We start from the raw sequence: 26354 nt of genomic DNA, 5'->3' as shown, positions 1-26354 counted from the left end.
GATCGTAGGCATCACCAGGGGGCCGGGCCACGCAGTTGCGCATCGCCGGGTCAGACAAGCGAGTCGCGCCACTGGCGGTGCAGGGCCGCGTACCGGCCTTCCGCCTCGGCCAGCACGGCGGGCGGGCCGTCCTCGACGATCCGGCCGCCGTCGACGACGAGGAGCCGGTCGGCCGTCTCCACAGTGGAGAGACGGTGGGCGATCACCAGGGCGGTGCGGTCGCGCAGGATGGTGCCGAGCGCCCGCTGGACCAGCCGTTCGGTGGGCACGTCCAGCGACGACGTCGCCTCGTCCAGGATCAGCACTGTCGGGTCGGCGAGGAACGCCCGCGCGAACGCGACGAGCTGCCGCTGCCCGGCGGAGAGCCGGCCGCCGCGCCTGTGCACCTGCGTGGCGTACCCGTCGGGGAGCGCGGCGATGAACTCGTGCGCGCCGATGGCGCGGGCGGCGGCCCGCACGGCGTCGTCGTCGGCGCCGGGTCGGCCGAACCTGATGTTCTCCGCCAGGCTCCCGCTGAACAGGTGGTTCTCCTGGGTCACCAGCACCACCGCGCGGCGCAGGTCGGCGTCGGCCACGTCGCGCAGGTCGACCCCGTCGAGGCGGATCGTGCCGGTGTCCGGGTCGTGGAAGCGGGCGACCAGCTTGGCGATCGTCGACTTGCCGGCGCCTGTCGGGCCGATCAGCGCCACGGTCTGCCCGGCCGGCACTGTCACGTCCAGCCTGTCGAGGATCGGGGTGTCCGGGCGGTAGCCGAAGGAGACCGCCCGCAACGCCAGCTCGCCGCGACCGGGGCCGGTCGGCAGCGGCACCGGCCGGGCCGGCTCGGCGACGGCGGGCCGTTCGTCGAGGACACCTGCCAGCTTCTCCAGCGCGGCGGTGGCCGACTGGAGCGCGTTGTAGAACTGGCTCAGCTCCTGCATCGGCTCGAAGAAGCGGCGCAGGTAGAGCAGGAACGCGGCGAGCACACCGACCTCGGTCCGTCCGCCGAGCACACGCCAGCCGCCGTAGCAGAGCACCACCGCCACTGTGACGTTGCCGATCAGCTTGATCGCGGGGGAGTAGGTGGCGATCAGCCGGAACGTGTGCAGGCTGGTCTGCCGGTACTCGTCGCCGAGCGCCACGAAGATCCGCTGGTTGCGGGGCTCCCGTCGGAACGCCTGCACCGCCCGGATGCCCCGCATCGACTCGACGAAGTGCACGATGACCAGCGCGACAGCCTCGCGGGTCCGCCGGTACGCGCTTGCCGACGCCTTGGCGAACCAGCGGGAGAGCAGGAACAGGAACGGGAACGCCAGCAGTGTCACGGCGGCCAGCGGCAGGTCCAGCCAGAGCAGGATGGCGGCCACCGAGAGGATCGACAGGGCGGCCAGCACCAGGCTGTCGATGCCGCCGTTGACGAGTTCGGCGATCGAGTCCAGGTCGCTGGTGAGCCGGGAGACCATGCGGCCTGACGTGTACCGCTCGTGGAAGCCCACCGACAGCCCCAGGAAGTGCCCGAACACGCGCTGCCGCAGGTCCAGCAGGACGGCCTGGCCGATCCGGGCGGAGAGGGTCAGAAAGCCCCGGCGGGCCGCGTACTCGCCGACGGCTGCGGCGGCGAACGCTCCCGCGACGGCGGCCAGCGGGACCGCATCCCCGTCCCGCAGCGGCGCGATGCCCCTGTCGATGCCGACCATCACCAGGTACGGGCCGGCCATCGCGGCGGCGTTCTGCGCCAGCAGCAGAGCGACGGCGGCGACGAGCCGGCGCCGGTGTGGGCGTAGCAGGTCGCCCAGCAGGGTGCGGCTGAGGCGGCGCAGCCGTGCCACCGCCTCCGGGCTGCTGTCCTCGGCGCGGCTCCGGTCGGCCTCCGGGTCGGTGGCGGTGCCGCGCCACCGGGTCAGCTCCGGTTCTTCCCCGGGTGGCGGGTCGGCCTCCTGCGTCACGAGCGCACCAGGCCCCATCCGTCCGTCGTGGACGCGGCCGGCGGTGGCTCCCCGGACGATGGTTCGGCGGCGAGCAGGGCCCGGTACGCGGGCACCGTGGCCAGCAGGTCGGAGTGCCTGCCGATCGCTGTGATCCGTCCGCCGGCGAGCAGGGCGACCCGGTCGGCGAGCGCGATGGTCGACGGGCGGTGTACGACAAGCAGGGCGGTGCTGCTGCGCAGGACCCGCCGCAGAGCCGCCTCGACAAGCGCCTCGGTGTGCACGTCGAGGGCGGACAGCGGGTCGTCAAGCACCAGCAACGCCGGTCGGCCGAGCACGGCGCGCGCCAGCGCCAGCCGCTGCCGCTGCCCTCCGGAGAGGGACAGCCCCTGCTCACCCACCCTGGTGGCCAACCCCCACGGCAGGTCGTACGCGAACTCCGCCTGCGCCAGCGCGAGCGCGGCGCGTACCTCGTCGTCGTCGGCGTCCGGGCGTCCCAGCGTGAGGTTCTCGCGGACCGACATGGAGAACAGCGTCGGCTCCTCGAACGCCACCCCGACCAGCCGGCGCAGCGAGTCCAGGCGCAGGTCACGCAGGTCGTGCCCGTCCAGGGTGATCCGGCCCCCGGTCACCTCGTGCAGCCGGGGCACCAGGGAGAGCAGGGTGCTCTTGCCGCAGCCGGTGGCGCCGACCACTGCCACGGTCTCGCCCGGCTCGATGGTCAGGTCGACCTCGCGCAGGACCGGGGCGGCGGCACCCGGGTAGCGGAACGAGACCTTCTCGAAGCGGAGCCGGCCGACCACCGCGTCGCGGGGAAGCGCCAGCGCGTCGGGGGCGTCCACGATCTGCGGCGGGGTGTCCAGCACCTCCTGGATGCGGTCGGCCGCGGTGGCGGCCTCCTGGCCGTTGGCGATGATCCAACCCAGCGACTGCACAGGCCAGATGAGCATCAGTTGCAGACTCACGAACGCCACCAACTCGCCGATGGTGAGCGCGCCCCGCGCGGCGGCGGCAGCCCCGGCGACCAGCACCACGCCCAGGGTCACGTTCGGCACCAGGTCGAGCAGCGCCGAGGTGTTGGCCAGCAGTCGGCCCTTGCCCACGCCTGTGTCGTGCAGCGTCCGCGCCCCACCGGCGAAGCGGGCGGCCAGCTCGGGCCCCCGGCCGTACGCCTTCATGGTGCGCAGCCCCTGCGCGGTCTCCTCGACCAGTGTCGCCACGTCGCCCTGCTGGTCCTGCATCCGGCGCGAAGCCGTGTGGTAGTGCCTGCCGAACCGACGGCTGATCAGCAGCAGCGGCACCCCGCTGGCCGCGACGAGCAACCCGAGCGCCGGGTGCAGATGCACGAGCAGGGCCACGACCACCACGTAGGTGGTGACGTTGAGCAGCAGGAAGAACACGCCGAACGAGAGGAACCGGCGGATCACCGACAGGTCGCTTGTGATCCGGGAGAGCAACTGGCCGGACTGCCAGCGGTCGTGGAAGCTCGCCGGCAACAGCTGCAGGTGGGCGTACACGTCGGCGCGCAGGGCCGCCTCCATGCCCACCGCCGACGAGGACTGCACCCACCTGCGGATGAAGATGAGCACCGCCTCGACCACGCCGAGCAGCAGCGCCAGACCGGCGAGCTGGATCAGCGCACCGGGCTCGCGCCCGGCCACCGGGCCGTCGACCACCCGCTGCACCACAAGGGGTACGGCGATCCCGGCCGCTGTGCCGGCGAGACCCGCGACGAGCAGCCAGGCGAACTCGACGGCGTACGGGCGCAGGTAGCGGCGCAGCCGCCAGAGGTTGTGCACCGGGTGGGGACCCGCGACGGCCCGGGCGGCCGGGTCGCCGTCGTTCTCCGCAGGCACCACCCGACGGTAGCGTCAATACCTGTCGATGCCTGTGTCAGCTTGCTGTCAGCCGTCGCTCGTGACCGAGAAGCCACGTCTTCACGTCCAACCCCCAGCGGTAGCCGCCGAGCGTCCCGTCGGTACGCAGCACCCGGTGACAGGGCACGAAGAGCGCGGCGGCGTTACGGGCGCAGGCGGCCGCGGCGGCCCGCACCGCCGGCGGTCGACCGGCCAGCGCCGCGTACCCGGTGTAGGTGACAGGGGTGCCCGGGGGCACCTCGCGCAGCACCTGCCAGGCGTGTGCCATGAACGCGCCGCTTGTGTGCTGCCGTACCGGCACCGCGTCGATAGCGGCCAGGTCGCCGTCCAGGTAGGACTCGACGGCCGTGCTGATCGGGCCGAGGTCGTCCCGCAGCCGCAGGGGTGCCCGCAGCGTCGGGTGGACCAGGGGCAGCAGTGCCGCCGGGTCCGGGGTGAAGCCGGCCGCCCGCACGTCGCCGTCCGGGCCGGCGAGGATGCTCAGTGGGCCGGCCGGGGTGTTCACAACGGTGCTGTCGATGCTCATGCCGCTCTCCAGAGTCTGATGGTGGCGTAGGACCGCCAGGGGCGCCAGCGGTCGGCGTACGCGTCGAGGGTCGTGGGGTCGTCGGGCAGGCCGAGCCTTGCCGCGCCGCGCCGGACGGCGAGGTCGGTTCCGAGGAAGACGTCCGGGTCGCCGAGGGCACGCATGGCCAGGTAGCCGGCCGTCCACGGGCCGATGCCGGGCAGGGCCAGCAGCCGCCGTACGGTCTCCTCCCGGTCGCCCCCCGGCGCCAGGTCGACCGACCCGTCCACCACCGCCCGAGCCAACGCCCGCAGGGTCTCCCGCCGCCCCGCCGGCATCCCGAACCCGGCGTCCGGCACCGACAACAGTTCCTCCGCGCTCAGGAACCCCCGCAGGTCGCTCCGGCCCTCGACGTGTCGATCACGAGGTTGTTGTCCCGACGCGCAGACATCGCCTGCGACAACTTCATGATCAACCTGCTTCAGCAGACGGGTCAGTGTTGTTCTTGCCGCCGTCACCGAGATCTGCTGGCCGATCACGGCCCGGACTGCCATCTCGAAGCCGTCCACCGCCCGGGGGACCCGGATTCCGGGCTCCGCCGCCACCGCCGGCGCCAGCGCCGGATCCGCGGCCAGCGTCCCGTCGACGGCCACCGGGTCCGCGTCCAGGTCGAGCAGCCGGCGGCAGCGGGCCACCGCCGGCGCCAGATCGCGCAGGTCGGCCAGGCGCAGCGTCGCCGCCACGTACCCGTCCGCCGGGGTCAGGGCCACCTGTCCGACGCCGTGCGGCAACCGCAACCCCCTGTGGTACGTCCCGTCGCGGACCTCCTCCACGCCCGGCAGCGCCCGCAGCGCGAGGAAGTCCAGCAGCGCCCGGGCGTGCAGCGGCGGCCGGTACGCCAGACGGAGCGAGATGGTCCCCGCGCCGCGTGCCGCCTGCTGCCGGCCACGGGCCGCGCGCAGCTCGGACGGGGCGCTCGCGTACACCTCGCGGACCGTGTCGTTGAACTGCCGCACACTGCCGAAACCCGCAGCGAACGCGATCTCGGCCATCCCGAGTCCGGTCGTCTCGATCAGGATCCGGGCTGTCTGCGCCCGCTGGGCACGGGCCAACGCGAGCGGTCCGGCGCCCATCTCGGCGCGCAGCATCCGGTGCAGGTGCCGCTCGGTGTAGCCGAGTCGGGCCGCCAGCCCCGGTACGCCGCCCCGGTCGACGACCCCGTCGGCGATCAGCCGCATCGCCCGGCCGACCACGTCGGCGCGGACGTCCCACTCCGGCGAGCCGGGTGCGGCATCGGGCCGGCAGCGGCGGCAGGCGCGCAGCCCGGCACCCTGCGCCGCCGCCGCGGACGGGAAGAACCGGACGTTCTGCCGCTTGGGTGTGGTCGCCGGGCAGGACGGCCGGCAGTAGATCCCGGTGGACGTCACGCCTGTGTAGAACCAGCCGTCGAACCGCTGGTCACGGCTGTCCACGGCCCGGTAGCACCGCTCGAAGTCCATCTCCACGTCACCGATGATGCCCCGCTCACCCGACCGTCGGCTGGCGGGAATCGGACCTGGGTGTGGGCCGACCCCGGCGCGTACCGCCAGGCGGGTGAGGCTCAGCGGCGACGCCGGTGCGGCTGACCGGACCGCGCCTGCCCGGACCGCGCCGGCCGGCCGGACCGTACCTGCTGTCCCGACCGTTGGGGTCGCGCCGTCAGCAGGGGCGAGCGGAACACGCCGTCCGGGTCGTACCGTCGCCAGAGCCGCCGCACCCGCGCGCCCGTCTCGCCCGGGTAGATCCGGGCGAACGCCGCCGGGTCCGGCCGGCTCTCGAAATTGACGTACGCGCCGTCGGCCCGACCTGCGGCGCCCCGCCAGGCGGTGTCCAGCGCCGCGTCGCCCTGCGGCGGGAACACCGAGGCCACGACCAGGACATCCTGGTGCCGGTGCGGGTACGCCGTCGCGTCCGCGGGGACGTCGTTCACCGCCCCGCCCAGCGAGCGGAGCTGGAGTACCGCCCGGCCCGGCCCGGTCACCGCCCGCATCAACGCCCGTGCTCCGCCGTCGTCCAGCCCGCTGAACAGGCCGTTCGTGGTCGTGCCCCGCTGCTGTCCGACGTTCGGGTGCAGGTGTGCGGTAGGCACCAACGTCGGGTAGGGCAGCAGGTCGGTCCGGTGTTCGAGTAGCTTGCCGATGGCCAGCAGCGGTTCCACCACGGGGCGGACCCGGCGCAGGCTCTCGGCGGCGACCACGGCGGTGACGGACATCAGCGCCGAGCGCCCCTCCGCGAACAGCACGACGGCCGCGGACAGCTCCCGGGGGGCCTGCGCCAGACAGCTCGCCCACTCGCGGAGGGTCCGGCCGTCCGGGTGCGCCTCGACGACGAGCTGCGCCACCCCGACGTTGCGCTGCTCGACGGCCTCGATCTCGAACGCCACCACGATCCCCGCCCCCGCACCGGCGCCCCGGACCAGCCAGAACAGGTCCGGCTCGTGCTGGGCGTCGGCGCGTACCAGCGTCCCGTCCGCGAGCACCACCTCCACCGCGCGGACGCGGTCGATGGTGAGCCCGTGGGCGCGGACCAGCCAGCCGACACCACCGCCGGTGGCCAGGCCGCCGACTCCCACGCCGCCGTGGTCGCCCGAGCTGATCACCAGGCCGTACGGTGCCAGCGCCTTCGCGACGTTCGCCCAGCGGGCGCCCGCCTCGACCCGGACCAGGCCGGCGCGCTCGTCGAGCACCCGCACCCGGTTGAGCATGGACAGGTCGATGACCAGGCCGCCGTTGTTCGAGGAGACGCCGGACAGGCCGTGCCCGCCACTGCGGACGGCGATCGGCAGCCGCTGCTCCCGGGCGTAGCGGATCGCGTCGGCCACCTGCGCGGTGGTCTTCGGCAGCAGGACGGCGGCCGGTGAGGCGGTGGTCGTGTACGTCGAGCGCAGCTGCGCGTACCGACGGTCGCCGGGCGTGACGAGCTGCCCGGTGAGTGAGTCGGGCACCCGGGCCAGGGTGGTCATCGCTGTCTCCTCTGCTCTGCCTCGCCACCCTCCCACCTCCACCGCCCGTTCCCGCCACGGTGATCAGGAGGTCTGCGTCACGACAGGGTCTCCGGTGCCGCGAACCCGTTGATCCGCGGGAGGTTTCCGCCCGGAAGTGTCAGTCGTCCCGGGTAACGTCCGGCCACCAATTCAAGAAGGGGTGCGGCGATGGCGAGCGTGGCGGGTCGGGCGGCGGCGTCGACATCTGGCGCGTTCCCGCCGCTGCCCCGGGCGGTGGCCCAGTCCTTCTACCGCCGGATGCGGGCCGTCGGGCCGGCCGCGGTCGGTGCCCTCGAACGGGACCGGGCGGGCGACATCGAGCGGCCATTCGCCGACACCGCCTGCGGTCGCCTGGCCCACTCGCTCGACGACGCCGGTCTGCGGGCGCTCGGCATGTGGACGCACCACTGGTGCATGCGGTTCTACGACGACGACACCCGCGTCGGCAGGCGACTGCTCCGGGAGATCGCCCGTCGCCCGAGCCTGGGCTGGACGACTGACGAGGTGCTGTGGATGCTCCGGGAGTCGACCGCGGCCGGTCCGGCCGCGCCCGAGCGGTTCACCCTGCCGCGCGCCGCAGCCGCGCACCTGCCCGCGGGTGAGTCGCCCCTCGACAGGCTGCCGGCCGACGCCGTGGTGGTGCCCAGCCAGCGCCGGGCCTGCTGAGCAGCGTCATCCCCGCGCCGGGTGTGGGCTGCGGCAGGATGGACGCCGTCAGCACCGACGAAGGAGACGACGAATGCCTGCCAGCGACCCGACGATCATCGCCACCAGCATGGGCTTCTTCCGGAGCGACCGAGGGCCGTACGACATGCGTCCCAGCCCGGTCTTCGAGCTGGCGGCGGAGCTGGCCCAGGCCGGGGAGCAGCCCCGGGTGTGCTACCTCGGGCAGGCCGTCGGCGACCAGCCCACCTCGTTGACCGCCGTGTACGGCGCGTTCGCCGACACCCGGTTCCGGCTGTCGCACCTCGCCCTCTTCCCGATGCCGAACGTCGAGGACGTCCGCGCCCACCTGCTCGCCCAGGACATTGTCTGGGTGGGCGGCGGCAGCGTGGCCAATCTCGTCGCCGTCTGGCGGGTGCACGGGCTCCCCGAGATCCTGCACGAGTGCTGGCAGGCCGGCGTGGTGCTGGCCGGCGTCTCCGCCGGCTCGATCTGCTGGCACGTGGGCGGCGCCACCGACAGCTTCGGCCCCCGACTGCGCGGCTTCACCGAGGGGCTGGCCTGGCTGCCGTACGGCAACGGGGTGCACTACGACAGCGAGGCCCAGCGGCGACCGCTGATGCACGAGCTGGTCGGCGACGGGACGCTGCCCACCAGCCACTGCACCGACGACGGTGTCGGCCTCGTCTACCGGGGGACCCAACTGGTCGAGGCGATCGCGGACCGCGAGGGCGTCTCGGCGTACGAGGTGAGCCGCGGCGCGGACGGCAGTGTGCGGGAGGCGGTCATCGCTCCCCGTCTGCTCGGCTGAGCGCGGGTCAGACCCGGTCCTCGAAGGCGGCGCACACGGTCGCCCGCGTCTGCGGCCCCTCGATCGCGCGCAGCAGCTCCCGGGCGAGGGCGATCTGGTGTGCCTCGTCGACCGTCCGGTCCATCGGGGTCAGCTCCACCCGCCACCGGAAGTAGAGGTAGTCGTCCTCGTCGGTGGCGGCGAGCTGCGGGTTGGCGTCCTCGTTGGGGTTGATCTCCAGCAGGTTGCCCCGGACGTCCACCGAGTCCCGGCGGTAGGGCACCGCGTCGGGCAGCCGGGTGCGGATCAGGTCGAGCAGCTCCGCCGCCGTGAGCGGGCCGTCGACCATGATGAGGAACTGCAACGTCGTCTGCACGTCTGCCACCTTGCCAGATGCGGATCCGCTCAATCGAGCGGGAGGAACGGGCCGTTGTCGAACTTGCCGCCCCGGCGCAGCACGGAGAACTGCACCTTGTGGGGTACGTGCGTGTCCATCAGTTCGCGCCGCAGGTGGGTGAAGTCGGTGCCCAGGTCGAAGCTGGCGAGCTGACCGTTCTCGTTGATCCGGCGCAGCATCGTCTTGCGCAGCCGGGTGCCGTCCGGCGCCCGGGCCAGGGAGCGTTCGGCGAGGTCGAAGAAGGTCTTGTCGTCGACGATGAGCGCCACGTCGATGTCGGAGTCCGGGCGGGCGGTGCCCTTCACCCGGCTGCCGTGGGCGACCAGGTCGCCGTCGGGCAGCCCGGCCTGCCGTTGGGTCTGCCGGGCGCCCCGGGCGAAGCGGGTCCACTGCCGTTCGGTGAAGCCCTGCGGGATCTGGCGGGCGGCACGGGTGGTCGCCGTCTCGGCGGCCTCGCCCGCCACGTCGTCGGCCCGCCGCATCATGCTCCGGGCGGCCTGCGCCACGATGCCCCGGGCGGCAGAGGTGGCGCCGTCCGGCAGGTCCCGCCGACGGCCGGTCATCGTGGCCCGCCCGACTGCCGGCGGCGAAGTACGGCGTCGAAGACCTGCGCCAGCTCGGCGGCGTCCTCGCCGGCGTGGTGGGTGTGTGGCACGTCGTGCAGACCCAGCTCGTGCTTGATCTTGCCCTTGCGGGTCTGGACCCACTCGCTGCCGGTCAACCCCATCCAGTAGCTGCGCAGATCCACTCCGGACCCGGTGGCGCCGAACGGGCTGTGGCCGACGAAACGTACGAAGTACCAGTGCACGAACATGCCGTCCCAGACGGCGGGCGCGGCGAGGAAGACCGGACGACCGATCCGGCGGAGCCCGTTGACCCAGGCCGCCGCCGATGCCATCGCCTCGGCGGCGGTCGGCGCCTCGCGCAGCAGGCGGTTCCGGTCCAGACCCGACACGGCCAGCGCGGCCGGCACGAACTCGTCGGAGATGGGCCGCAGCTCGGTGTAGAACGTCAGGTCCGGACGCCCGGCCACGGCCATACCCAGCGAGATCATGCTGTACGGCCCGGGGATCGGCCCGTCCGCCTCCACGTCGACGCCGACATACAGCTCGGGCAGGGGAGAGGTCATCCCAGTACCACCCCGATGGCCTGGTCGATCAGCATGTTCAGGACGATGTCGGTGAGCTTCTTGAAGACGGGGATCTCCAGCAGCGAGGCGCCGAACGTCGGCGCGGCCGTCGCGAGCGCCTGGATGATCTGCACCAGCAGGATGATCAGCTGGACGATCACGTTGATCTTCAGGGCGAGGACGATCAGCGCGCACACGAACAGCGTCGCCGCCACCATCTGCGCGCCGGTGCCGCCGTCGCGGAGCACCGATATCGCCGAGCCTCCCGACTCCCAGCGCTGCTGGAACGCGATGAGCGCGTCGCCCTGGTTGCCGTCCAGCACCCGCTGCGCGGCCGCCGTACCCTCCGCCGCCGCGTTGTTCAGCGACTCGGCCATCTCCATCCACATCTGACCGAGTTCGAACATCTTCGTCTCGTCCGACTTGGGCCAGGTGTAGCCCAGCTCGTTCAGCAGGCCGGCGAGTTCGCCGGGCAGCATGATCCCCATCGAGCCGCCTACCAGCTCATCGTCGTGAACTGGGCGTCGTTGTCCTGCTCCACCAGGTCGTACTGGTCGGCCATCAGGCTCAGCCCGTCACCGAAGCCGCGCAGCCCTTCGACGACCGATCCGAGGCACTCGGCCGCGATCTCCTCGGCCACCTGGTACGACATGCCGATCAGGCCGCCGACGTCGTCGTCGCCGAAGATGTCGCCCATCGACGCCGTCCGTGCGCGCAGCGCCTCCCACTGCGCGGCGAGCTGCTCGGCCACCGTCGTCAGGTGGCCGCCGCCCTGCCGCAGCGCGGGTGGGTGCACCTGTAGGTCCTCGCGCATGCCATCACCTCGCTGCCTGCTGGATGCGCCGCACCGCGTCGGTGAGCGCGTCGGTCATCGCCGCCATGCTGCGCACCGACTCGTTCTGCAACTCGTCGAGCTGCTGGCCCAGCGCCACCGGGTCCACCGCTGGCGCGTCCGCGGCCTCACCGGCGGCAAGGCGCAGGTCGTCCAGCGCGGCGTTTACCGCCAGGGTGATCTGTTCGCCGAGCATCTCGGCGCCCATCCGCAGGGCGCGCGGGTCCACCGTCACCGACTCGACGCGTTGGCCGACCGCAACGACCTCGACCTGACCGCCCGCCGCGGAGCCGGTGCCCCGTGCCGGCTCGACGTCCAGGCCGTCGGGGACCTGCCCGGTGGAACGCATCGACGCCAGTGCCTGTCGGGTCTGCTGGAACAGCCTGTCGAATTCGGTCACCTGGTCCACAACGCCCCCTCACGTCGCACGCGACACCGAGAGGGTAGCAACGGGATCCCAGCGTCGGGATCCGTCGAGTCGTGACCAGGGCCGGCGTCCGGCCCGGTGGAATCGGAGCCGCCTGGACCGGCCCGGTCGGGACCGGCGTAAGCTGGCCCGTCGTGAGTCTCACCATCGGCATCGTCGGCCTGCCCAACGTCGGCAAGAGCACGCTTTTCAACGCGTTGACCAAGAACGACGTGCTGGCGGCGAACTACCCGTTCGCCACCATCGAGCCAAACGTCGGCGTGGTCGGGCTGCCCGACGAGCGGCTGGGCAAGCTGGCCGAGATCTTCTCGTCGCAGAAGGTGCTTCCCGCCCCTGTGTCGTTCGTCGACATCGCCGGTCTGGTGCGTGGCGCGTCGAAGGGGCAGGGCCGGGGCAACGCCTTCCTGGCCAACATTCGCGACGCCTCGGCGATCTGCCAGGTCGTCCGCGCCTTCTCCGACCCGAACGTGGTGCACGTCGACGGCAAGGTCTCCCCGGCCGACGACATCGAGACGATCAATACCGAGCTGATCCTCGCCGACCTGCAGACGCTTGACAAGGCGCTGCCCCGGCTGGAGAAGGAGGCGAAGCTCCGCAAGGACCGCCTCGCCGCGGTCGCCGCCGCGAAGGCCGCCATCGAGGTGCTCGACGGCGGCACCACCCTGTACTCCGGGGCCGCCGCCGCGAAAATCGAGCTGGAGCACCTGCGCGAGCTGCACCTGCTCACCACCAAGCCGTTCCTGTACGTCTTCAACGTCGACGAGGCCGAACTGGCCAACGAGACGTTCCTCGACGAGCTGCGCGCCCTGGTCGCCCCGGCCGAGGCCGTCTTCATGGACGCCAAGATCGAGTCTGAGCTGGTGGACCTGCCCGAGGACGAGGCCCGCGAGCTGCTGGAGTCGATCGGGCAGAACGAGCCCGGCCTCAACCAGCTCGTCCGCGTCGGCTTCCGCACGCTCGGCCTCCAGACGTACCTCACGGCCGGCCCCAAGGAAGCACGCGCCTGGACCGTCCCGGTCGGCGCGACCGCGCCGGAGGCCGCGGGTGTCATCCACAGCGACTTCCAGCGCGGCTTCATCAAGGCCGAGGTGGTCTCCTACGACGACCTGGTCGCGGCCGGTTCGATGGCGGCGGCCAAGGCGGCGGGCAAGGTCCGCATCGAGGGCAAGGAGTACGTCATGCAGGACGGCGACGTGGTGGAGTTCCGCTTCAACGTCTGACCGCGGTCAGGCGCGCCCGCCGCACCCTCGCGCTACTCACCGGTCCTGAGACTCATCGATACGTACGCAGAGAAGCCCGCACGCTTGGCGAACTTCATCGGGCGCGTGTGCGACTCCCGGAATCCGAGCTTGCGGTAGAGGGCCAGCGCTGGCGTGTTCGTGTCCTTGATCTCGCGAAGCACGAACTCGTCGTAGGGCAGCTGCAGCACGCGGTTCATGAGGGCCGTCGCCACGCCCTTTCCCTGGTGCTGCGGCGCGGTGGTCACGAAGCCTATCTCCGCGAGGCCGTGCCGTGCACCGTCGAATGCCCCGAGGAACTGGCTCCTGACGATCACATAGCTGAACAGTCCGTGCCAGCGACCCAGTGCACGTTGCATTTCACGGCGGGAAGGTGCAAAGCATTCCTGATCCCCCTCGGTCACGCTGGCAATCCCTGCGGGTTGGCCATCGACGAGCGCCACGTAGAAGCGCTTGAGGATGATCATGTGCGCGAACGCGTCTGTGAGGACCTCCGGGTCTGTTGAAAAGTACTCGAAGTCTTCGGCGAACCCGTTGACGAGGACTCGGGCAATGTCTCGGCGGGAATTCTCGCCGAGCTCGTCACCGCGTTTGATCTCGATCATGGACGTCCCTCCGCGCTCAGCAGGCGCAGCGCGATGTCGACGCCTGAATCGATCGGTGTCTTCTCGTTGACCAGGCGCATGGTCGCGATGCCGGACAGCATCGCGAAGTAGTACGCGGTCAATTGAACGGGGTCGCCTGCCGCGAACTGTCCCGAGGCTTGGCCCCGCCGCACCAGGTCGGCGAAAGCGTTCCACAACGCCTGTTGGCCAACCGCCAGCCGTGCGGCAGTGCCCGGCGGCGTATCCGTCAGAAACCCCTGGTTGATCACCCGGTAGAACTCGGCTGGGCCGTGGTCGCTCGCGAGGTCGGTGAGGAACGCGCGTGTGAATCCGCGGGCCAGTGCGAGCGGATCGCCATCTCTCGAGAGTCCGCCGACTGCTGCGGCGAGACCGGTCAAGGCGCGCTCGAGCAGCGCTTCGAAGAGGGCTTCCTTGCTCGCGTGGTGTCGGTAGATCGATCCGATGCTGAGTGAGGCTTCTTCGGCGATTTGTCGGATGCTCGATGCAGCGTAACCGTGTCGAGCGAAGGCTCGGACGGCGGCGAGCTCGATCGATTCGCGCGTCGCAGCGCTCAGGGCCTGATTCTGTTCCGGCGTTCTCACCCATCGCCTCCTTCGGTGAACCAATGTTCATTCTAGTCGACGGTGGCCCCCGGAGGCAGTGGGTGCCCTGAGTTGTGAGGCCGGTCTGTGACGGAACCCGGTGGAGTTCCGCTTCAACATCTGAATCCGGCCGTCTGCGCTGTCAGGCAGTGCTGGGGTCGGCGGCTCTGGCGGCTCGCTCGATGGTGGCGCGTCGGGCCTCCCAGAGGGCCGCGTCGCGTTCGGCGGGTGCTCTCCTGGCTATCGTCCCGGTCGATCCGTCGAGCTGTTCCCGCAGGATGTCGGCGTGCCCGACGTGCCGGCTGGTCTCGATGAGCATGTGGACCAGGATGGCGAACAGCTTCACGTCCGGTTGCGGCCACCAGGGTGCGCGGCCGGGTGCGTCGATGGCGAGGGCCGTGATCGTGGCGTCCGAGTGTTGCCACACGCGACGGTAGCGGTCGATGATGTCCTCGCGCGTCTCCTGCTCGGTCGCCCACATGTCCAGGCCCTGCCGCAGGGCGTCGTCGTCCCACCGGGGAAGCGGTTCGGGGAAGGGTCGGTCGAAGACCTCGCCGAAGTAGGTGGCCTCCCATATCGACAGGTGTTTGACCAGGCCGAGAAGGTTGGTTCCGGTCGAGGTCAGGGGACGGCGGATGTCGTACTCGGACAGTCCGTCGAGTTTCCAGAGCAGCGCCTCGCGCATCTCTCGCAGATCGCTGTGCAGGTACTCCTTCGCGAAATCATCGATCATGCTCGGGGAGCCTGCCACGCGCCGGCCGCTGTCGCTGCCCGCCCGGGCGTTGGAGGGCTGAACTACACCCAGGGCGGAATGTGCTGGCGCAGGTACTCACGAGCACGGGGGATGGGGTCCCGCCAATACTGGTGGGGCAGGCGGGAGTGGTGCGTCTCGCAGAAGTCGGCGAGGCTGTCCCTGATCCTGACGCTCTCCAGCGGAACCGTTCGCGTCGGGCACCTACCACAGTGGTGCTCGACGTAGGGTGGGCGCGTGGACGACCGGACTCTGCTCAGCTCCTCGTTCGGGGCGGCGGCGACCGCGTACGCCGAGCACCGCCCGGACTACGCGCCGGACGCGGTGCGGTGGGCGCTCGAGCCCGCGCCCGGTCCTCGGGTGCTCGACCTCGGGGCCGGCACCGGCAAACTGTCCGCCACGCTTGTCGCGCTGGGTGCGGAGGTTGTCGCTGTCGAACCCGATCCGGCGATGCTCGCCGAGCTGCGCCACGCGCTGCCGGCCGTCCGTGCCCTGCCGGGCAGTGCTGAGGCGATCCCATTGCCTGACGCGTCAGTCGACGCCGTGCTGGCCGGCAACGCGATGCACTGGTTCGACATGGCCGTCGCGGGGCCGGAGATCGCCCGGGTCCTCGCGCCCGGAGGCGTCCTGGCCGGGCTGTGGAACGTCCTGGACGACCGGATCGACTGGATCGCCGACCTTAAACGCGTCAGCGGAAGCGCGGCCATAGGCCCCCGTGACACGGTGAGCAGTTGGCGCGCGGCGACGGCGGACATGCTGGTACCGGGCGCCGGCATGGTCGCCCGGTTCGGCTCTCCGACGCACGTCGAGTTCCCGCACGGGCAGCTCCGCACCGCCGACTCCCTCGTCGCGACACTCGCGACGCGGGCAGGCCTGTTGGTCATGGGAGATCCGGACCGGGATGCCGTACTGGGCCGGGTCCGCGATTTCCTCGGCAGCAGGCCCGAAACCGCCGACGGCGAGTTCACCCTGCCGATGCTGACCGCCGTGCTGCGTGCCCGGCTGCTGTGACGGTCAGCTGACCTGGTCGGTCGGGTCCGGGGCTGTTCGACGGATGACAAGCAGGGCGACGTCATCGTTGGGGTTCTCGATGTCCAGGGCCGTCATGACTGTGGCGCAGACGGTGTCGGGAGAGGCGAGGGGAACCGCAGACGTCAGACGGGCGAAACCGGTGTCGATCAGTTCGCCGCGGCGTTCGACGAGCCCGTCGGTGTAGCCGACGAGCACCGCGCCGGGCGGAAAGTCCACGGTTGTGCTGCGCCGCTGCGGCGTCCGGTAGCCGATGCCCAGCGGTGGGTCGACCTGTACGGCGAGCAGACGGGCGGGTTGCGATGGCGCAACCAGCACGGGGCTCAGGTGCCCGGCCAGGGAGATGCGGATGGTCGCGCCGTCCGGGGAGATCATCGCGTACATCGCGGTGCTGAGGCTGCCGGTCTCGAAGTGGTTGACCTTCCGGTCGAGGAGGGTCAGCGCCTCCGCCGGGTCGTCCGAGACCAGGGCGTACGCGCGCAGGGCACTTCGGATCCGTCCCATCACCACAGCCGACTGCAACCCGTGCCCCGACACGTCACCGACGACCACTCCCAGCCATCCGGATGGGAGGGTGAAGACGTCGTACCAGTCGCCGCCGACGCCGGAGACGTGACCGGGAACGTACCGGGCGGCCATCTCCAGATTCGGCGCCCTGGGCAACTCGGTGGGGAGCAGACTTCGTTGCAGGGCCAGTGCGGCGTTCTGGTTCAGGCTGTGAGCCCGGGCCTGGCTTGCCACGCCGATCCGGTCGGCGACCAGTTCGAGCAGCCGGACGTCGTCCGCGGCGAACCGGCGCGGGGTGAGGGTCCCGACGTGCAGGACGCCGATGAGTTCACCGCGCGTGAAGACCGGTACGCCGAGCAGGGACCGGACCCCGGTCTCCAGTAGGAGCGGGTTGACCACCTTGTCGGCGGTGACGTACTCGATGATCACCGGCTGGCGGGTGAGGGCGATCCGGCCGGCGAAGCCCTGGCCGATCGAGACCCGGAAGGCCTGCCGGACCTCGTCTTCCAACCCCTTGGCGGCGGTGGCCACGAGTTGTCGGGCGTGCACGTCCAGAAGCAGGATGGCGGCGGTGTCGACGTGCAGCAGTTCGCGGACCCGGTCGAGCAGCTCGTCGAAGAGGTCGGCGACATCGAGCCGGGACAGCGTCGCGTCGGTCACCGCCTCGATGCGGCGCAACCGCTCCGCATCCGTGACACCGCTGGTCGCTACCACGTCAGAATCGTAGCCGCGTCGTCCGCTGCCGCTCGTCACGCGTTCGTCGACCAACGCGTCGACCGGTGGGACCGGCCGGGCTGGCAGCGTGCTACTGCTCGGCCCAGGCGCCCAGCTCGTTGCCGCTGGGGTCGGTGAAGTGGAATCGCCGCCCGCCCGGGAACTCGTACGGCCCGTTCGTCACCTGGCCGCCGGCGTCCTTCACGGCCTGCGCCGACCGGTCCAGATCGTCGGAGTAGAGCAGCACGAGCGGGCCGCCCCTCCGGACGTCCTGGTCCAGACGGAGGCCGCCCACCTCGGGCGCGGCGTCGCCGTGCGGGCTGCGGATGCCCGCATAACCGGGCCCGTAGTCGGTGAACTCCCAGCCGAACGCGTCGGCGTAGAAGCGCTTGGCCTCGGCAATGTCGGTCACCGGAAGCTCGACGTAGTCGATGACGTGGTGCCGGTGCGGAGCTGGCTCAGACATGGCAGGCATTCTGCGCGCCGGGTCCGACAAACCCCGGGAGGCGCAACGAAAGGTTGCGCATCGCGTCGAAGCACCTGGCGGTCCTGGACCGGGTCGGGCTCATCCACGCCGAGCCGGCCGGCCGCGAGCGGCACTACCAGGTCGACGAGGCGCAACTCGCCCGCGCGGTCGCCCAGTTGTCGGCGGTCGGCGCCACCTGGGACGCCCGTCTGCGCCGGATCAAGCGGATCGCCGAGGCGATCGAACGCGGCCGGCCGGCGCCGGACGACGCCCGCATCAGCGACTGACACCTACGTCTGTGGGGGCCGGGTCGCCGGAGGGTCGCGTGCTCCGCCGGGAGAGCGCGATTCCCCCGGCGACCAGGCCGAGCGCCACGATCGCCGCCGCGCAGAGCAGCAGCGTCGGGCGTGCGCCGAGGGCACCCACGAGCGGGCCGCCGAGCATCGTCCCCAGCGGCACCGCCAGCACGAGGACGGCGCCGTTCGCGGCAAGCACAGCCGGGAGTTGCGCGACGGACGCGCTGCGCTGGAACAGCGCCATCGACGTCGACATGTACGGCGCCCAGATGAGGCCCGCCAGGGCGAACGCCGGCAACGACACCCCGATCGGTGCGCCCAGGCCGAGGGGCAGCATCGCGACGCCGAACGCGACGACGATGCCGATGGTGGTGGCGCGCAGCGGCCAGCGGCGAAGGTACCCGGCGATGAGGCCTCCGGTGAGACCGCCGATGCCGAACGCGGTGTAGTAGGCGCCGAGCAGTGTCGCCGAGGCGTGCAGGTCGTCGGTGATGTGGATCGGCATGGCCACGTACACCGGTCCGAAGAGGAAGAAGAACCACAGACTCAGCACCAGGAGACCCAGCAGCGCGGGGTTGCGGCGGATGACGGCGAAACCGGCGGTACGCGAGGCGCCGCGCTCGTACCCGTCGACGCTGCCGGCGGGAGGCAGTGCGAGGCGGTACGTCAGTGCCAGCGCGGCGAAGGTGGCGGCGTCGATGGCGATGACCCACACCGCCCCGACCCAGCCGATCAGGATGCCCGCCAGTGGCGGACCGACGATTGTGGCGAACCCTCCGATGGTGCCGAGCACCGCGTTGGCCGGCAGGTGGTGGCGCTGCGGCAGCAGTTCGGCGATCAGGGTGAAACGTCCGGCGGACCCCCACGAGTGCAGCAGCGCGGACACGGCCAGCAGGACGACGTACAGCTCGACGCTGAGCACGTCGGCGAGGTGGGCGAGGGGGATCGCCGCGAGGGCACAGGCCCGTAGGATCGCGTCCCACCCGGCGAGTTGGGCACCGCCGCGGCCGCGCAGCACCCTGGCGAAGATGACCGTCCCGGCCGCGCTGGGCAGGGTGTACGCCGCCATGGCCAGCGCGATCCAGGTGCCGCGCTGACCGGACGGTGCGAGTTCGATGGCGAGCCAGGCCACCGCGACCACCGCCATGCCGTCACCCAGCGCGGACACCGCCAACCCGGGCAGGACCCGCCGCAGCAGTGGGTGACTCAGCACCGGCCAGTACGGCGAGGTGCGCGGGAAGCGGACCGCATTCGACGACATGCCGCCAGTCGACCTGACGCGGCCGTCGACGGCCAGCGGAGGCTGCTCTCAGCAGATTCCGCTTCGGGCGGAACGTGACCCAGCCTCAGCCGGACTTCCGGTCTCGGCTGTCGCCGTCACGGGAGGCCCGGAAGGACGAGCCGACGGCGGCCACGATCGAACCCACCGAGGCGAGCGACACCGCTGCCCCGCCAGCGGTGTCGGCGCCGCCGTCCCCGGTCACCTTGAGGATGATGCCGGCCACCATCAGAACGACCGACACGGCCAGGATCGCCTGGATGGCCCGTCTGCTCATGGCATCTCACCCTTCGGGCGGCGGGAGATCGACTCGGGTTCCTGAGGTCGGGGTGCCATCGTGGCGATGACACCCGAGTCTCCGGAACCCGAGTCGATCACACCGCTAGTGGACGCGGTAGACGGAGATGTGCGACGGGCTGTCGGCGGTGAACGGCCGTCGGTGCCAGTCGGCGTACCGCTCGGTGAGCCGGAGCCCGGCCCGCTCCGCCATCTCGTCGATCTGGTGCGGCCAGGCGTACCGCATGGCGAACGGCTTCAGGTGGACACCCGCGCTGTCGAACGTGATCGTCTGCCTGATGAAGCGCTGCGCAGGCCTGTCGTACTGATGCAGTCGGATCGTCGCGGAGTCCTCCGTGACGGCCCACACCTGCACCCGCTCGTCCGAGTCGAAGCTACGCGGGTCCGGCACGAACGTCTCGATGACGAACGCTCCGTCCGGCGACAGCACCCGCGCGACGTTACGGAAACAATCCGCCTGCCGCTCGGCGTCCACCAGGTTGAACAGCGTGTTGAAGACCAGGTAGGCGAGCCGGAAGTCGCCCTCCACAGGTACGTCCGCCATGTCGCCGACGACCACCGGGATCTGGTCACCACCCGGTTTCGCCCGCATCTGCGCGATCATCTCCTCGGACGCCTCCACGCCGTGCACGGTGAGCCCGCGTTCGGCAAGGGGCAACGCGACACGGCCGGTGCCGATCGCCAGTTCGAGGACCGGCCCGCCGTCGGCCAGGTCGGCCAGGAAGGCCACAGCGGACGTCGGGTCGGGGTTGCCGATGTCGTAGTCGGCGGCCCACAGCCGGCCGAAGAGGCCGGGATCGTCGAAGACCGACATCAGCGGCCTCCGGGGTTGGTGTCAGTGGCGCGTGACCGCGCCGTGGTCAGGGGAGCAGATCTGCTCACGAAGTCTCGATTCCTCGGATCGGATGACGATGGTTTCGGGGGACTTCGTCGTGTCTGGCATGGTGGCTGCTCCCTTCGCGCGGCTGTCGACCGAGGACACCAGAGACGGCTGGGGCCCGGCAAGGCAATTACGCCGGCCGGGCCCTCAGCTGTCGTACGGTCAGGAGATGTGGTGCAGGATCACGTTGTGCACGTGGTGGCTCTTCTGCGCACCACGGAACTCCACCTCGTAGGTGTGCGTGCCGACGTGGATGGCGATGGCGCCGGTGGAGAAGAACGAGCCTCCCCACGACTTGTTGCTGACCACGCTCACGCTGGTGATCTTCGAGTACGGAATGCTGGTGATCGCGAAGCGCTTCCCGACGAACGAACGGTCCTGGATGATCACCCGCCGGTCGGTCAGCCCGATGAACCCGGTGCCGGTGCCGACGGCGTCGTAGACGGCGATGATCTGCTCACCGTCGAGCAGTCCGCTCTGGATCTGCTGGACCTGCTCCTTGCGGTCGTACGCGATGTTCGCCATGCGAACCAGGTTAGGAAACCGGCGCCAGCCGGCCGGCGGTGTTCGCGTCGGTGGCGGCGCGGACGAACTCGCGGACGCCGGCGGTGATGGTAAAGCCCCGCGCCACCCGCCGGAGAGCGGGAAGCGCGGGGCTTCGGGGGAGCGGCGGTACGTCAGTGGTCGTTGCGGGGGTCGTGGCTGGTGCTGCGGCTGCCCGACTTGGCCAGACCGCGGCTCACCAGGTAACCGATGGTCAGCAGGGTGATGTACCACCAGGCCTTGTCGGCGGCGAAGTAGTCGGCGCCGTTGTTCGCGGCGCCGTCGCCGACGGCGTTCGAGGCGATCAGCACGCCGATCACGGCCAGCACGTAGACAGCCAGCTCGGTGGTCTTCCAGGACGGCTTGGTCTCGTCGCCGTGGCGGTGGACGCGGTGGACGTCGTGCTGGCCGGCGTGCTCGACGTGGTCGTTGGCGCGATTCTGCGTGGGCGTGGTCATGTCAGCTCCTGAAATGCGCTATATCAGAGGGGTATCTCCGGTAGGGGGCGGTTGTCTGCTCCCGCACCGGATTGGTACCCCGAGCGCCTTTCGCGAAACCCGTACATCTCAGCAACCACTCAGGAAACTCAGGACTCGGTGACCGCCCGGTACGCGTCCTCGATGCGGGCAGCCAGCAGGACCTCGCCCTCGGTCAGCGGCTCCCCGTTGCCGTGCCCGACGCGGATCTGGGTGCTGTCGGACCGCCGGCTGATCTCGGGGCGCAGGTGCAGCGCGTCGGCGACCACCTTCACGCGTTCGGTGAGCGCCGCGTGTTGGGTATCGTCGATCACCAGAGTCCGGCGGATCTGCTCGCCTTCCCGCGTCCAACCAGTTAGCAAGGTCAACGCGTCGGAAAGGTAGTCGTGCTTGGACCGGCTGTTGAACAGCACGCGCATCACCGCACCCCCCAAGCGTCGTTGCCGGCTTGTGGCCAAATCGTCGCCATCCCGTGCCTTGTCGGTGCCCTCTAGTCTGTCGTCGCTCGGAAGGGGTGTCCACGCCCACACTTCCGGGTTCTCCTGGCCTAGCGGCCGGTTACGGTACCCAAACCGCCGATTGATCTGGCACCCTGGACGCCCGTGCGGACCGAACGGGCGAATGGCGGCGGGCAGACCGAACGACGGGACCTGAAGGTGATCGTGGGAGCGGCGATCATCCGGGACGGGCGGGTGCTCGCCTGTGCGCGTTCCGCCCCACCCGAGGTGGCGGGCATGTGGGAGTTCCCCGGCGGAAAGGTCGAGCCGGGGGAGGGTGAGACCGAGGCGCTGATCCGGGAGTGCGCCGAGGAGCTTGCCGTACGCGTCGAGATCGGCGACCGGGTCGGCCGCAACGTGCGGATGGCCCACGGACGCTCGGTGCTCAAGGTGTACGCGGCCCGCCTGGTCGGTGCTGACGAGCCGCAGGCCCTGGAGCACGAGGCGCTGCGCTGGCTCACCGCCGACGAGTTGGGCTCGGTCACCTGGCTCCCCGCCGACGCCCCCATCGTCGCGGCCCTCCGCCCCCACCTGAAAAAGCGCTGACCTCCCGGAACGGGACGGGGGCCGCGGCTGGTGCCGCGGCCCCCGTTGTCGTTCGGGTGATCAGTGCTTGTCGTCCTGCTCCGGGTGGGCGAAGTTCAGGTGCTCCGGAGGCAGCGGGAAGGTCACGTCGTCGCCGAACGGCGACGGCGCGGCGGCCCGGTCGAAGGTGAGCTCGGTCAGCGGCAGCCTCCCCCGGTCGTCGACCGCCGGAGCCGTCGGGTGGGGCACCTCCCGATCCCAGTTGACGCCGCTCTGTGCCTGCGCCTCGGCCCGGGGGTCGTGGGAGCCACCCGCGTGCGAGTGGACCCCGCCCCGGGTCGCGCCCGACGACGTCGCCGAGCCCTGACGGGCGGTGGTCACGCTGGTCTGGGGCGTCTCGCCCCGCCGGAAGATCTTGCTACCAAGCCACACAAGGGGATCGTACCTGCGGTCGACGACCCGTTCCTTCATGGGGATGATCCCGTTGTCGGTGATCTTGATGTGCTCCGGGCAGACCTCGGTGCAGCACTTGGTGATGTTGCAGAATCCGAGGCCCTGTTCGGCCTGGGCGTACTCCTTGCGGTCGGTCCGGGTGTCCAGCGGGTGCATGTCCAGCTCGGCCGCCCGGATGAAGTACCGCGGGCCGGAGAACGCCTGCTTGTTCTCGTCGTGGTCGCGGATCACGTGGCACACGGTCTGGCACAGGAAGCACTCGATGCACTTGCGGAACTCCTGCGAGCGCTCCACGTCGACCTGCTGCATCCGGTAGTCACCAGGGGTGACGTCCGCCGGCGGGGCGAACGCGGGCGTCTCCCGTGCCTTCTCGTAGTTGAACGAGACGTCGGTGACCAGGTCCCGGATGACCGGGAAGGTGCGCAGCGGGGTGACCGTGACGGTCTCGTCCTCGCCGAATGTCGACATCCGGGTCATGCAACCCAGCCGCGGCTTGCCGTTGATCTCCATGGAGCAGGAGCCGCACTTGCCGGCCTTGCAGTTCCACCGGCAGGCCAGGTCGGGCGCATCGGTGGCCTGCAGGCGGTGGATGACGTCGAGGACGACCTCGCCCTCGTTCACCTCGACCATGTAGTCCTGCAGGTCGCCGCCGCTCTCGTCGCCCCGCCAGATCCGGAACTGACGCTTCGCGCTCATCGGTTGTCCGCCTCTCCAGCGTCGGCGACGAGAGCGTCGAAGTCGGCGAGCTCCTCGTCGGTGAGGTACTTGGCCAGCTCGGCCCGGTCGAAGAGGCCGATCAGCTCCGGTCGCATCTTCGGCAGCGGCTTGCGGGTCAGTCGTACGGTGTCGCCGTCGAGCGAGCAGACCAGGTTGACCTGCCGCCACTTCGGCTCCATCGCCGGGTAGTCCTCCCGGGTGTGCCCGCCGCGCGACTCCTGCCGCTCCAGCGCCGCCTTCGCGGTGCACTCCGAGACCACCAGCATGTTGCGCAGGTCCAGGGCGAGGTGCCAGCCCGGGTTGTAGCGCCGGCCGCCGACCGCGCTCACCTTGGCGACCCGCTCGCGCAGCTCGGCGAGCCGCACCAGCGCGTCGGCCAGCTCGCCCTCGCGCCGGATGATGCCGACCAGGTCGCCCATGACGGCCTGGAGGTCCTGCTGGAGGGTGTACGGGCTCTCGCCGGTGTCGCGCTGCAACGGCGCCAGAGCGGTCTCCACGGCGGCCTCGACCGCGTCCACGGCCACCTTCGGCCGGGCGGCCAGACCGTCGGCGTAGCTCGCCGCGTGCCCACCCGCCCGCTTGCCGAAGACCAGCAGGTCGGACAGGGAGTTGCCGCCCAGCCGGTTGGAGCCGTGCATACCGCCGGAGACCTCACCGGCGGCGAACAGCCCGCGTACGTGGCCGAAGGCGGCACCCGAGTCCGGGTCCACCTCGACGCCGCCCATCACGTAGTGGCAGGTCGGCCCGACCTCCATCGGCTCGGCCGTGATGTCGACGTCGGCCAGCTCCTTGAACTGGTGGTACATCGACGGAAGTCGGCGGCGGATCTCGTCGGCCGAACGCCGGCTCGCGATGTCCAGGAAGACACCACCGGCGGGGGAGCCCCGACCGGCCTTGACCTCGCTGTTGATCGCGCGGGCCACCTCGTCGCGGGGCAGCAGCTCGGGCGGACGCCTGTTGTTGTCCGGGTCGGTGTACCAGCGGTCCGCCTCCTCCTCGGTCTCCGCGTACTGCTTGCGGAAGACGTCGGGGACGTAGTCGAACATGAACCGCTTGCCCTCGGAGTTCTTCAGGACGCCACCGTCACCGCGCACCGACTCGGTGACCAGGATGCCCTTCACCGACGGCGGCCAGACCATGCCTGTCGGGTGGAACTGGAGGAACTCCATGTTGATCAGCGTCGCCCCGGCGCGCAGCGCCAACGCGTGCCCGTCCCCGGTGTACTCCCACGAGTTCGAGGTGACCTTGTAGGAGCGTCCGACGCCACCGGTGGCCAGCACGACCGCCGGCGCCTCGAAGAGGATGAACTCGCCCGACTCCCGGTAGTAGCCGAACGCCCCGGCGACCCGGTCACCGTCGAGCAGCAGCTCGGTGATCGTCGTCTCGGAGAACACCTTGATCCGGGCGTCGTACGAGCCGAACTCCCGGTGGTCCTCCTGCTGAAGCGAGACGATCTTCTGCTGGAGGGTGCGGATCAGCTCCAGGCCCGTCCGGTCGCCCACGTGCGCCAGGCGCGGGTACTCGTGGCCACCGAAGTTGCGCTGGGAGATCTTGCCGTCCTTGGTGCGGTCGAAGAGCGCACCGTACGTCTCCAACTCCCAGATCCGCTGCGGCGACTCCTTCGCGTGCAGCTCGGCCATCCGGAAGTTGTTCAGGAACTTGCCGCCGCGCATGGTGTCGCGGAAGTGCACCTGCCAGTTGTCCCGGCTGTTCACGTTGCCCATCGCGGCTGCGGCGCCGCCCTCGGCCATCACCGTGTGCGCCTTGCCGAACAGCGACTTGGAGATGATCGCGGTCTTCTTGCCGGCGAGTCGGGCCTCGATCGCCGCGCGCAGACCGGCGCCGCCGGCCCCGATGACGACGACGTCGTAGTGGTGTCGTTCGATGCGAGTGGTAGTGGTCATGTCAGGGGCCCTTTAGTTGATGAACCGCAGGTCGGAGAACCAGCCGGCCGCGAGCGCCATGATGTAGAAGTCGGCGAGCGCCAGGGTGCCGAGGGTGATCCAGGCGAGCTGCATGTGCCGGACGTTCAACGCCGAGACGAACGTCCAGGCCTTGTACCGCACCGGGTGCTTGGAGAAGTGCTTGAGCCGACCGCCGATGATGTGCCGGCAGGAGTGGCAGGAGATCGTGTACGCCCAGAGCATCACCACGTTGAGCACGAGGATGACGTTGCCCAGCCCGAAGCCGAAGCCCTTCGGCGAGTGGAAGGCGAGAATCGCGTCCCAGGTGTTGATCAGCGAGATGATCGCGGCGGCGTAGAAGAAGTAGCGGTGCAGGTTCTGCCCGAGCAGCGGGAAACGCGTCTCACCGCTGTACTCCTTGTGCCCGTCCGGGACGGCGCAGGCCGGCGGGGACAGCCAGAACGACCGGTAGTACGCCTTGCGGTAGTAGTAGCAGGTGAGCCGGAACAGCAGCAGGAACGGCAGGGTCAGCGCGGCGTCCGGGATGATCCACCAGCCGGGCAGGAACCGGCCGAAGTGCGAGGCTTCCTCGACGCACCTGTCGGTCACGCACGGGGAGTAGAACGGGGTCAGGTAGTGGAACTGGTCCACCCAGTACCACTTGTGCATGAAGACCCGGACCGTCGCGTACGCGACCCAGGCGCTGAGCCCGATCACCGTGATCAGCGGGGCGAACCACCAGCGGTCGGTACGCAACGTCTTCGCCGCGATGGCGGCGCGCGCCCGCGCTCCCCGCGGCCTCGTTGCCGTTGAAGTCATTCGAGTCGTCTCCTCGACGGGCCCGTACGGGCGGGCTGAACTTTCTCCGGTCGGCACGCGGACCGGCGAACCCGCACCCGCTGCCACGTCATGCGCACACCAACGACCACGTCGGATCGACCGACGCAGCTAAGTGACACACGTTACGCCGATCTTCCCGAGCCGTCCGCGCAAGGGAGTGTCCCGTGTGTCTGGCCTGCGGAAAAGCCC

Annotated in this window: 30 protein-coding genes and 1 pseudogene; 6 read left to right on the top strand and 25 right to left on the bottom strand. The window is 70.7% G+C overall.

The features are described 5' to 3' along the window. Positions 1–50 precede the first annotated feature (50 nt). The 5 genes from AB0N27_RS26530 to AB0N27_RS26510 form a co-directional block, all read right to left on the bottom strand. The gene (locus tag AB0N27_RS26530; protein WP_364375277.1) at positions 51–1925 is read right to left on the bottom strand and encodes an ABC transporter ATP-binding protein; all 1875 of its coding nucleotides are present in this window, start codon (positions 1923–1925) and stop codon (positions 51–53) included. Then, positions 1922–3760 (bottom strand): ABC transporter ATP-binding protein, encoded by a 1839-nt coding sequence (locus tag AB0N27_RS26525; RefSeq protein ID WP_364375275.1) that lies wholly within the window; start codon positions 3758–3760, stop codon positions 1922–1924. Before AB0N27_RS26525 ends, AB0N27_RS26530 begins: the two co-directional genes overlap by 4 nt. Positions 3761–3797: 37 nt before the next feature. After that, positions 3798–4307, bottom strand: coding sequence for a methylated-DNA--[protein]-cysteine S-methyltransferase (locus AB0N27_RS26520; RefSeq protein ID WP_364375272.1), 510 nt, complete (start codon positions 4305–4307; stop codon positions 3798–3800). Continuing rightward, on the bottom strand, positions 4304–5791 hold the full coding sequence (locus AB0N27_RS26515) for an AlkA N-terminal domain-containing protein (RefSeq protein ID WP_364375269.1): 1488 nt from the start codon (positions 5789–5791) through the stop codon (positions 4304–4306). The genes AB0N27_RS26520 and AB0N27_RS26515 overlap by 4 nt, the downstream gene beginning before the upstream one ends. Before the next feature lie 95 nt (positions 5792–5886). After that, positions 5887–7287: an FAD-dependent oxidoreductase gene (locus tag AB0N27_RS26510; RefSeq protein ID WP_364375266.1), complete on the bottom strand. Its 1401-nt coding sequence runs from the start codon at positions 7285–7287 to the stop codon at positions 5887–5889. Positions 7288–7476: 189 nt separating this feature from the next. Between AB0N27_RS26510 and AB0N27_RS26505 the strand changes: the two genes are divergently transcribed. Both AB0N27_RS26505 and AB0N27_RS26500 read left to right on the top strand, forming a co-directional pair. Then, positions 7477–7974: a hypothetical protein gene (locus AB0N27_RS26505; RefSeq protein ID WP_364375263.1), complete on the top strand. Its 498-nt coding sequence runs from the start codon at positions 7477–7479 to the stop codon at positions 7972–7974. 73 nt (positions 7975–8047) lie between these two features. After that, positions 8048–8782 (top strand): peptidase E, encoded by a 735-nt coding sequence (locus tag AB0N27_RS26500; protein WP_364375260.1) that lies wholly within the window; start codon positions 8048–8050, stop codon positions 8780–8782. 7 nt (positions 8783–8789) lie between these two features. Here the strand turns inward: AB0N27_RS26500 and AB0N27_RS26495 are convergent, their stop codons facing one another. Genes AB0N27_RS26495 through AB0N27_RS26470 form a run of 6 tightly spaced genes read right to left on the bottom strand, consistent with a single transcriptional unit; the run spans position 8790 to position 11528 of the window. Continuing rightward, a complete protein-coding gene (locus AB0N27_RS26495; protein WP_364375257.1) occupies positions 8790–9137 on the bottom strand; it encodes a hypothetical protein in 348 nt (115 codons plus the stop codon). A gap of 29 nt (positions 9138–9166) precedes the next feature. Next, positions 9167–9721: a nucleotidyltransferase domain-containing protein gene (locus tag AB0N27_RS26490; protein ID WP_357988183.1), complete on the bottom strand. Its 555-nt coding sequence runs from the start codon at positions 9719–9721 to the stop codon at positions 9167–9169. Beyond that, positions 9718–10287 carry an exonuclease gene (locus tag AB0N27_RS26485; protein ID WP_364375253.1) on the bottom strand — a complete coding sequence of 190 codons (570 nt, stop codon included), beginning with the start codon at positions 10285–10287 and terminating at the stop codon, positions 9718–9720. Before AB0N27_RS26485 ends, AB0N27_RS26490 begins: the two co-directional genes overlap by 4 nt. Further along, a complete protein-coding gene (locus AB0N27_RS26480; protein ID WP_364375250.1) occupies positions 10284–10775 on the bottom strand; it encodes a hypothetical protein in 492 nt (163 codons plus the stop codon). Before AB0N27_RS26480 ends, AB0N27_RS26485 begins: the two co-directional genes overlap by 4 nt. A gap of 8 nt (positions 10776–10783) precedes the next feature. Further along, a complete protein-coding gene (locus tag AB0N27_RS26475) occupies positions 10784–11101 on the bottom strand; it encodes a hypothetical protein (RefSeq protein WP_364375247.1) in 318 nt (105 codons plus the stop codon). Between the two features lie 4 nt (positions 11102–11105). Beyond that, the gene (locus tag AB0N27_RS26470; RefSeq protein WP_364375244.1) at positions 11106–11528 is read right to left on the bottom strand and encodes a YbaB/EbfC family nucleoid-associated protein; all 423 of its coding nucleotides are present in this window, start codon (positions 11526–11528) and stop codon (positions 11106–11108) included. A gap of 152 nt (positions 11529–11680) precedes the next feature. Between AB0N27_RS26470 and ychF the strand changes: the two genes are divergently transcribed. After that, positions 11681–12766, top strand: coding sequence for a redox-regulated ATPase YchF (gene ychF, locus AB0N27_RS26465; protein WP_364375241.1), 1086 nt, complete (start codon positions 11681–11683; stop codon positions 12764–12766). Positions 12767–12798: 32 nt separating this feature from the next. Here the strand turns inward: ychF and AB0N27_RS26460 are convergent, their stop codons facing one another. From AB0N27_RS26460 to AB0N27_RS26450, 3 genes are all read right to left on the bottom strand, one after another. Beyond that, the gene (locus AB0N27_RS26460; RefSeq protein WP_364375238.1) at positions 12799–13389 is read right to left on the bottom strand and encodes a GNAT family N-acetyltransferase; all 591 of its coding nucleotides are present in this window, start codon (positions 13387–13389) and stop codon (positions 12799–12801) included. Next, a complete protein-coding gene (locus AB0N27_RS26455) occupies positions 13386–13991 on the bottom strand; it encodes a TetR/AcrR family transcriptional regulator (RefSeq protein WP_364375235.1) in 606 nt (201 codons plus the stop codon). The genes AB0N27_RS26460 and AB0N27_RS26455 overlap by 4 nt, the downstream gene beginning before the upstream one ends. A 142-nt stretch (positions 13992–14133) precedes the next feature. Then, positions 14134–14724: a DinB family protein gene (locus tag AB0N27_RS26450; protein ID WP_364375232.1), complete on the bottom strand. Its 591-nt coding sequence runs from the start codon at positions 14722–14724 to the stop codon at positions 14134–14136. 255 nt (positions 14725–14979) lie between these two features. Between AB0N27_RS26450 and AB0N27_RS26445 the strand changes: the two genes are divergently transcribed. Then, positions 14980–15753, top strand: coding sequence for a class I SAM-dependent methyltransferase (locus AB0N27_RS26445; protein ID WP_364375229.1), 774 nt, complete (start codon positions 14980–14982; stop codon positions 15751–15753). Between the two features lie 3 nt (positions 15754–15756). Here AB0N27_RS26445 and AB0N27_RS26440 read toward each other — a convergent pair whose 3' ends face one another. Then, positions 15757–16992, bottom strand: a complete 1236-nt coding sequence (locus tag AB0N27_RS26440) for a GAF domain-containing SpoIIE family protein phosphatase (protein ID WP_364375226.1) — start codon at positions 16990–16992, stop codon at positions 15757–15759. Between the two features lie 91 nt (positions 16993–17083). Beyond that, positions 17084–17458, bottom strand: a complete 375-nt coding sequence (locus tag AB0N27_RS26435) for a VOC family protein (protein WP_364375223.1) — start codon at positions 17456–17458, stop codon at positions 17084–17086. A gap of 65 nt (positions 17459–17523) precedes the next feature. Here AB0N27_RS26435 and AB0N27_RS26430 point away from each other — a divergent pair. Beyond that, positions 17524–17745: pseudogene (locus AB0N27_RS26430) on the top strand (hypothetical protein); the annotation flags it as partial. Here AB0N27_RS26430 and AB0N27_RS26425 read toward each other — a convergent pair. From AB0N27_RS26425 to AB0N27_RS26400, 6 genes are all read right to left on the bottom strand, one after another. Continuing rightward, complete coding sequence (locus AB0N27_RS26425; RefSeq protein WP_364375220.1) at positions 17735–19015, bottom strand: MFS transporter; 1281 nt, start codon at positions 19013–19015, stop codon at positions 17735–17737. The pseudogene AB0N27_RS26430 and the gene AB0N27_RS26425 sit on opposite strands and share 11 nt — an antisense overlap. An 85-nt stretch (positions 19016–19100) precedes the next feature. Then, entirely contained in the window at positions 19101–19310 is a 210-nt protein-coding gene (locus tag AB0N27_RS26420) for a hypothetical protein (protein ID WP_364375217.1), read from the bottom strand. 105 nt (positions 19311–19415) lie between these two features. Then, positions 19416–20144, bottom strand: a complete 729-nt coding sequence (locus AB0N27_RS26415; protein WP_364375214.1) for a class I SAM-dependent methyltransferase — start codon at positions 20142–20144, stop codon at positions 19416–19418. 228 nt (positions 20145–20372) lie between these two features. Next, positions 20373–20735 carry a PH domain-containing protein gene (locus AB0N27_RS26410; RefSeq protein ID WP_139585517.1) on the bottom strand — a complete coding sequence of 121 codons (363 nt, stop codon included), beginning with the start codon at positions 20733–20735 and terminating at the stop codon, positions 20373–20375. Between the two features lie 152 nt (positions 20736–20887). Beyond that, positions 20888–21211 carry a hypothetical protein gene (locus tag AB0N27_RS26405; protein ID WP_364375210.1) on the bottom strand — a complete coding sequence of 108 codons (324 nt, stop codon included), beginning with the start codon at positions 21209–21211 and terminating at the stop codon, positions 20888–20890. A gap of 128 nt (positions 21212–21339) precedes the next feature. Continuing rightward, a complete protein-coding gene (locus AB0N27_RS26400) occupies positions 21340–21648 on the bottom strand; it encodes a 4a-hydroxytetrahydrobiopterin dehydratase (protein WP_364375207.1) in 309 nt (102 codons plus the stop codon). A gap of 183 nt (positions 21649–21831) precedes the next feature. Between AB0N27_RS26400 and AB0N27_RS26395 the strand changes: the two genes are divergently transcribed. Then, positions 21832–22272 (top strand): (deoxy)nucleoside triphosphate pyrophosphohydrolase, encoded by a 441-nt coding sequence (locus AB0N27_RS26395; RefSeq protein WP_364375204.1) that lies wholly within the window; start codon positions 21832–21834, stop codon positions 22270–22272. 60 nt (positions 22273–22332) lie between these two features. On the opposite strand, the gene AB0N27_RS26390 is transcribed toward AB0N27_RS26395, so the two are convergent. Genes AB0N27_RS26390 through AB0N27_RS26380 form a run of 3 tightly spaced genes read right to left on the bottom strand, consistent with a single transcriptional unit; the run spans position 22333 to position 26144 of the window. Next, the gene (locus tag AB0N27_RS26390; protein ID WP_364375201.1) at positions 22333–23400 is read right to left on the bottom strand and encodes a succinate dehydrogenase/fumarate reductase iron-sulfur subunit; all 1068 of its coding nucleotides are present in this window, start codon (positions 23398–23400) and stop codon (positions 22333–22335) included. Then, on the bottom strand, positions 23397–25325 hold the full coding sequence (locus AB0N27_RS26385; RefSeq protein WP_357988123.1) for a fumarate reductase/succinate dehydrogenase flavoprotein subunit: 1929 nt from the start codon (positions 25323–25325) through the stop codon (positions 23397–23399). Before AB0N27_RS26385 ends, AB0N27_RS26390 begins: the two co-directional genes overlap by 4 nt. A gap of 12 nt (positions 25326–25337) precedes the next feature. After that, positions 25338–26144: a hypothetical protein gene (locus AB0N27_RS26380; RefSeq protein WP_364375197.1), complete on the bottom strand. Its 807-nt coding sequence runs from the start codon at positions 26142–26144 to the stop codon at positions 25338–25340. Positions 26145–26354 lie beyond the last annotated feature (210 nt).

The sequence above is a fragment of the Micromonospora sp. NPDC093244 genome, assembly GCF_040683695.1.
Lineage (GTDB): Bacteria > Actinomycetota > Actinomycetes > Mycobacteriales > Micromonosporaceae > Micromonospora.
This window is presented reverse-complemented; position numbering and strand designations above follow the sequence as displayed.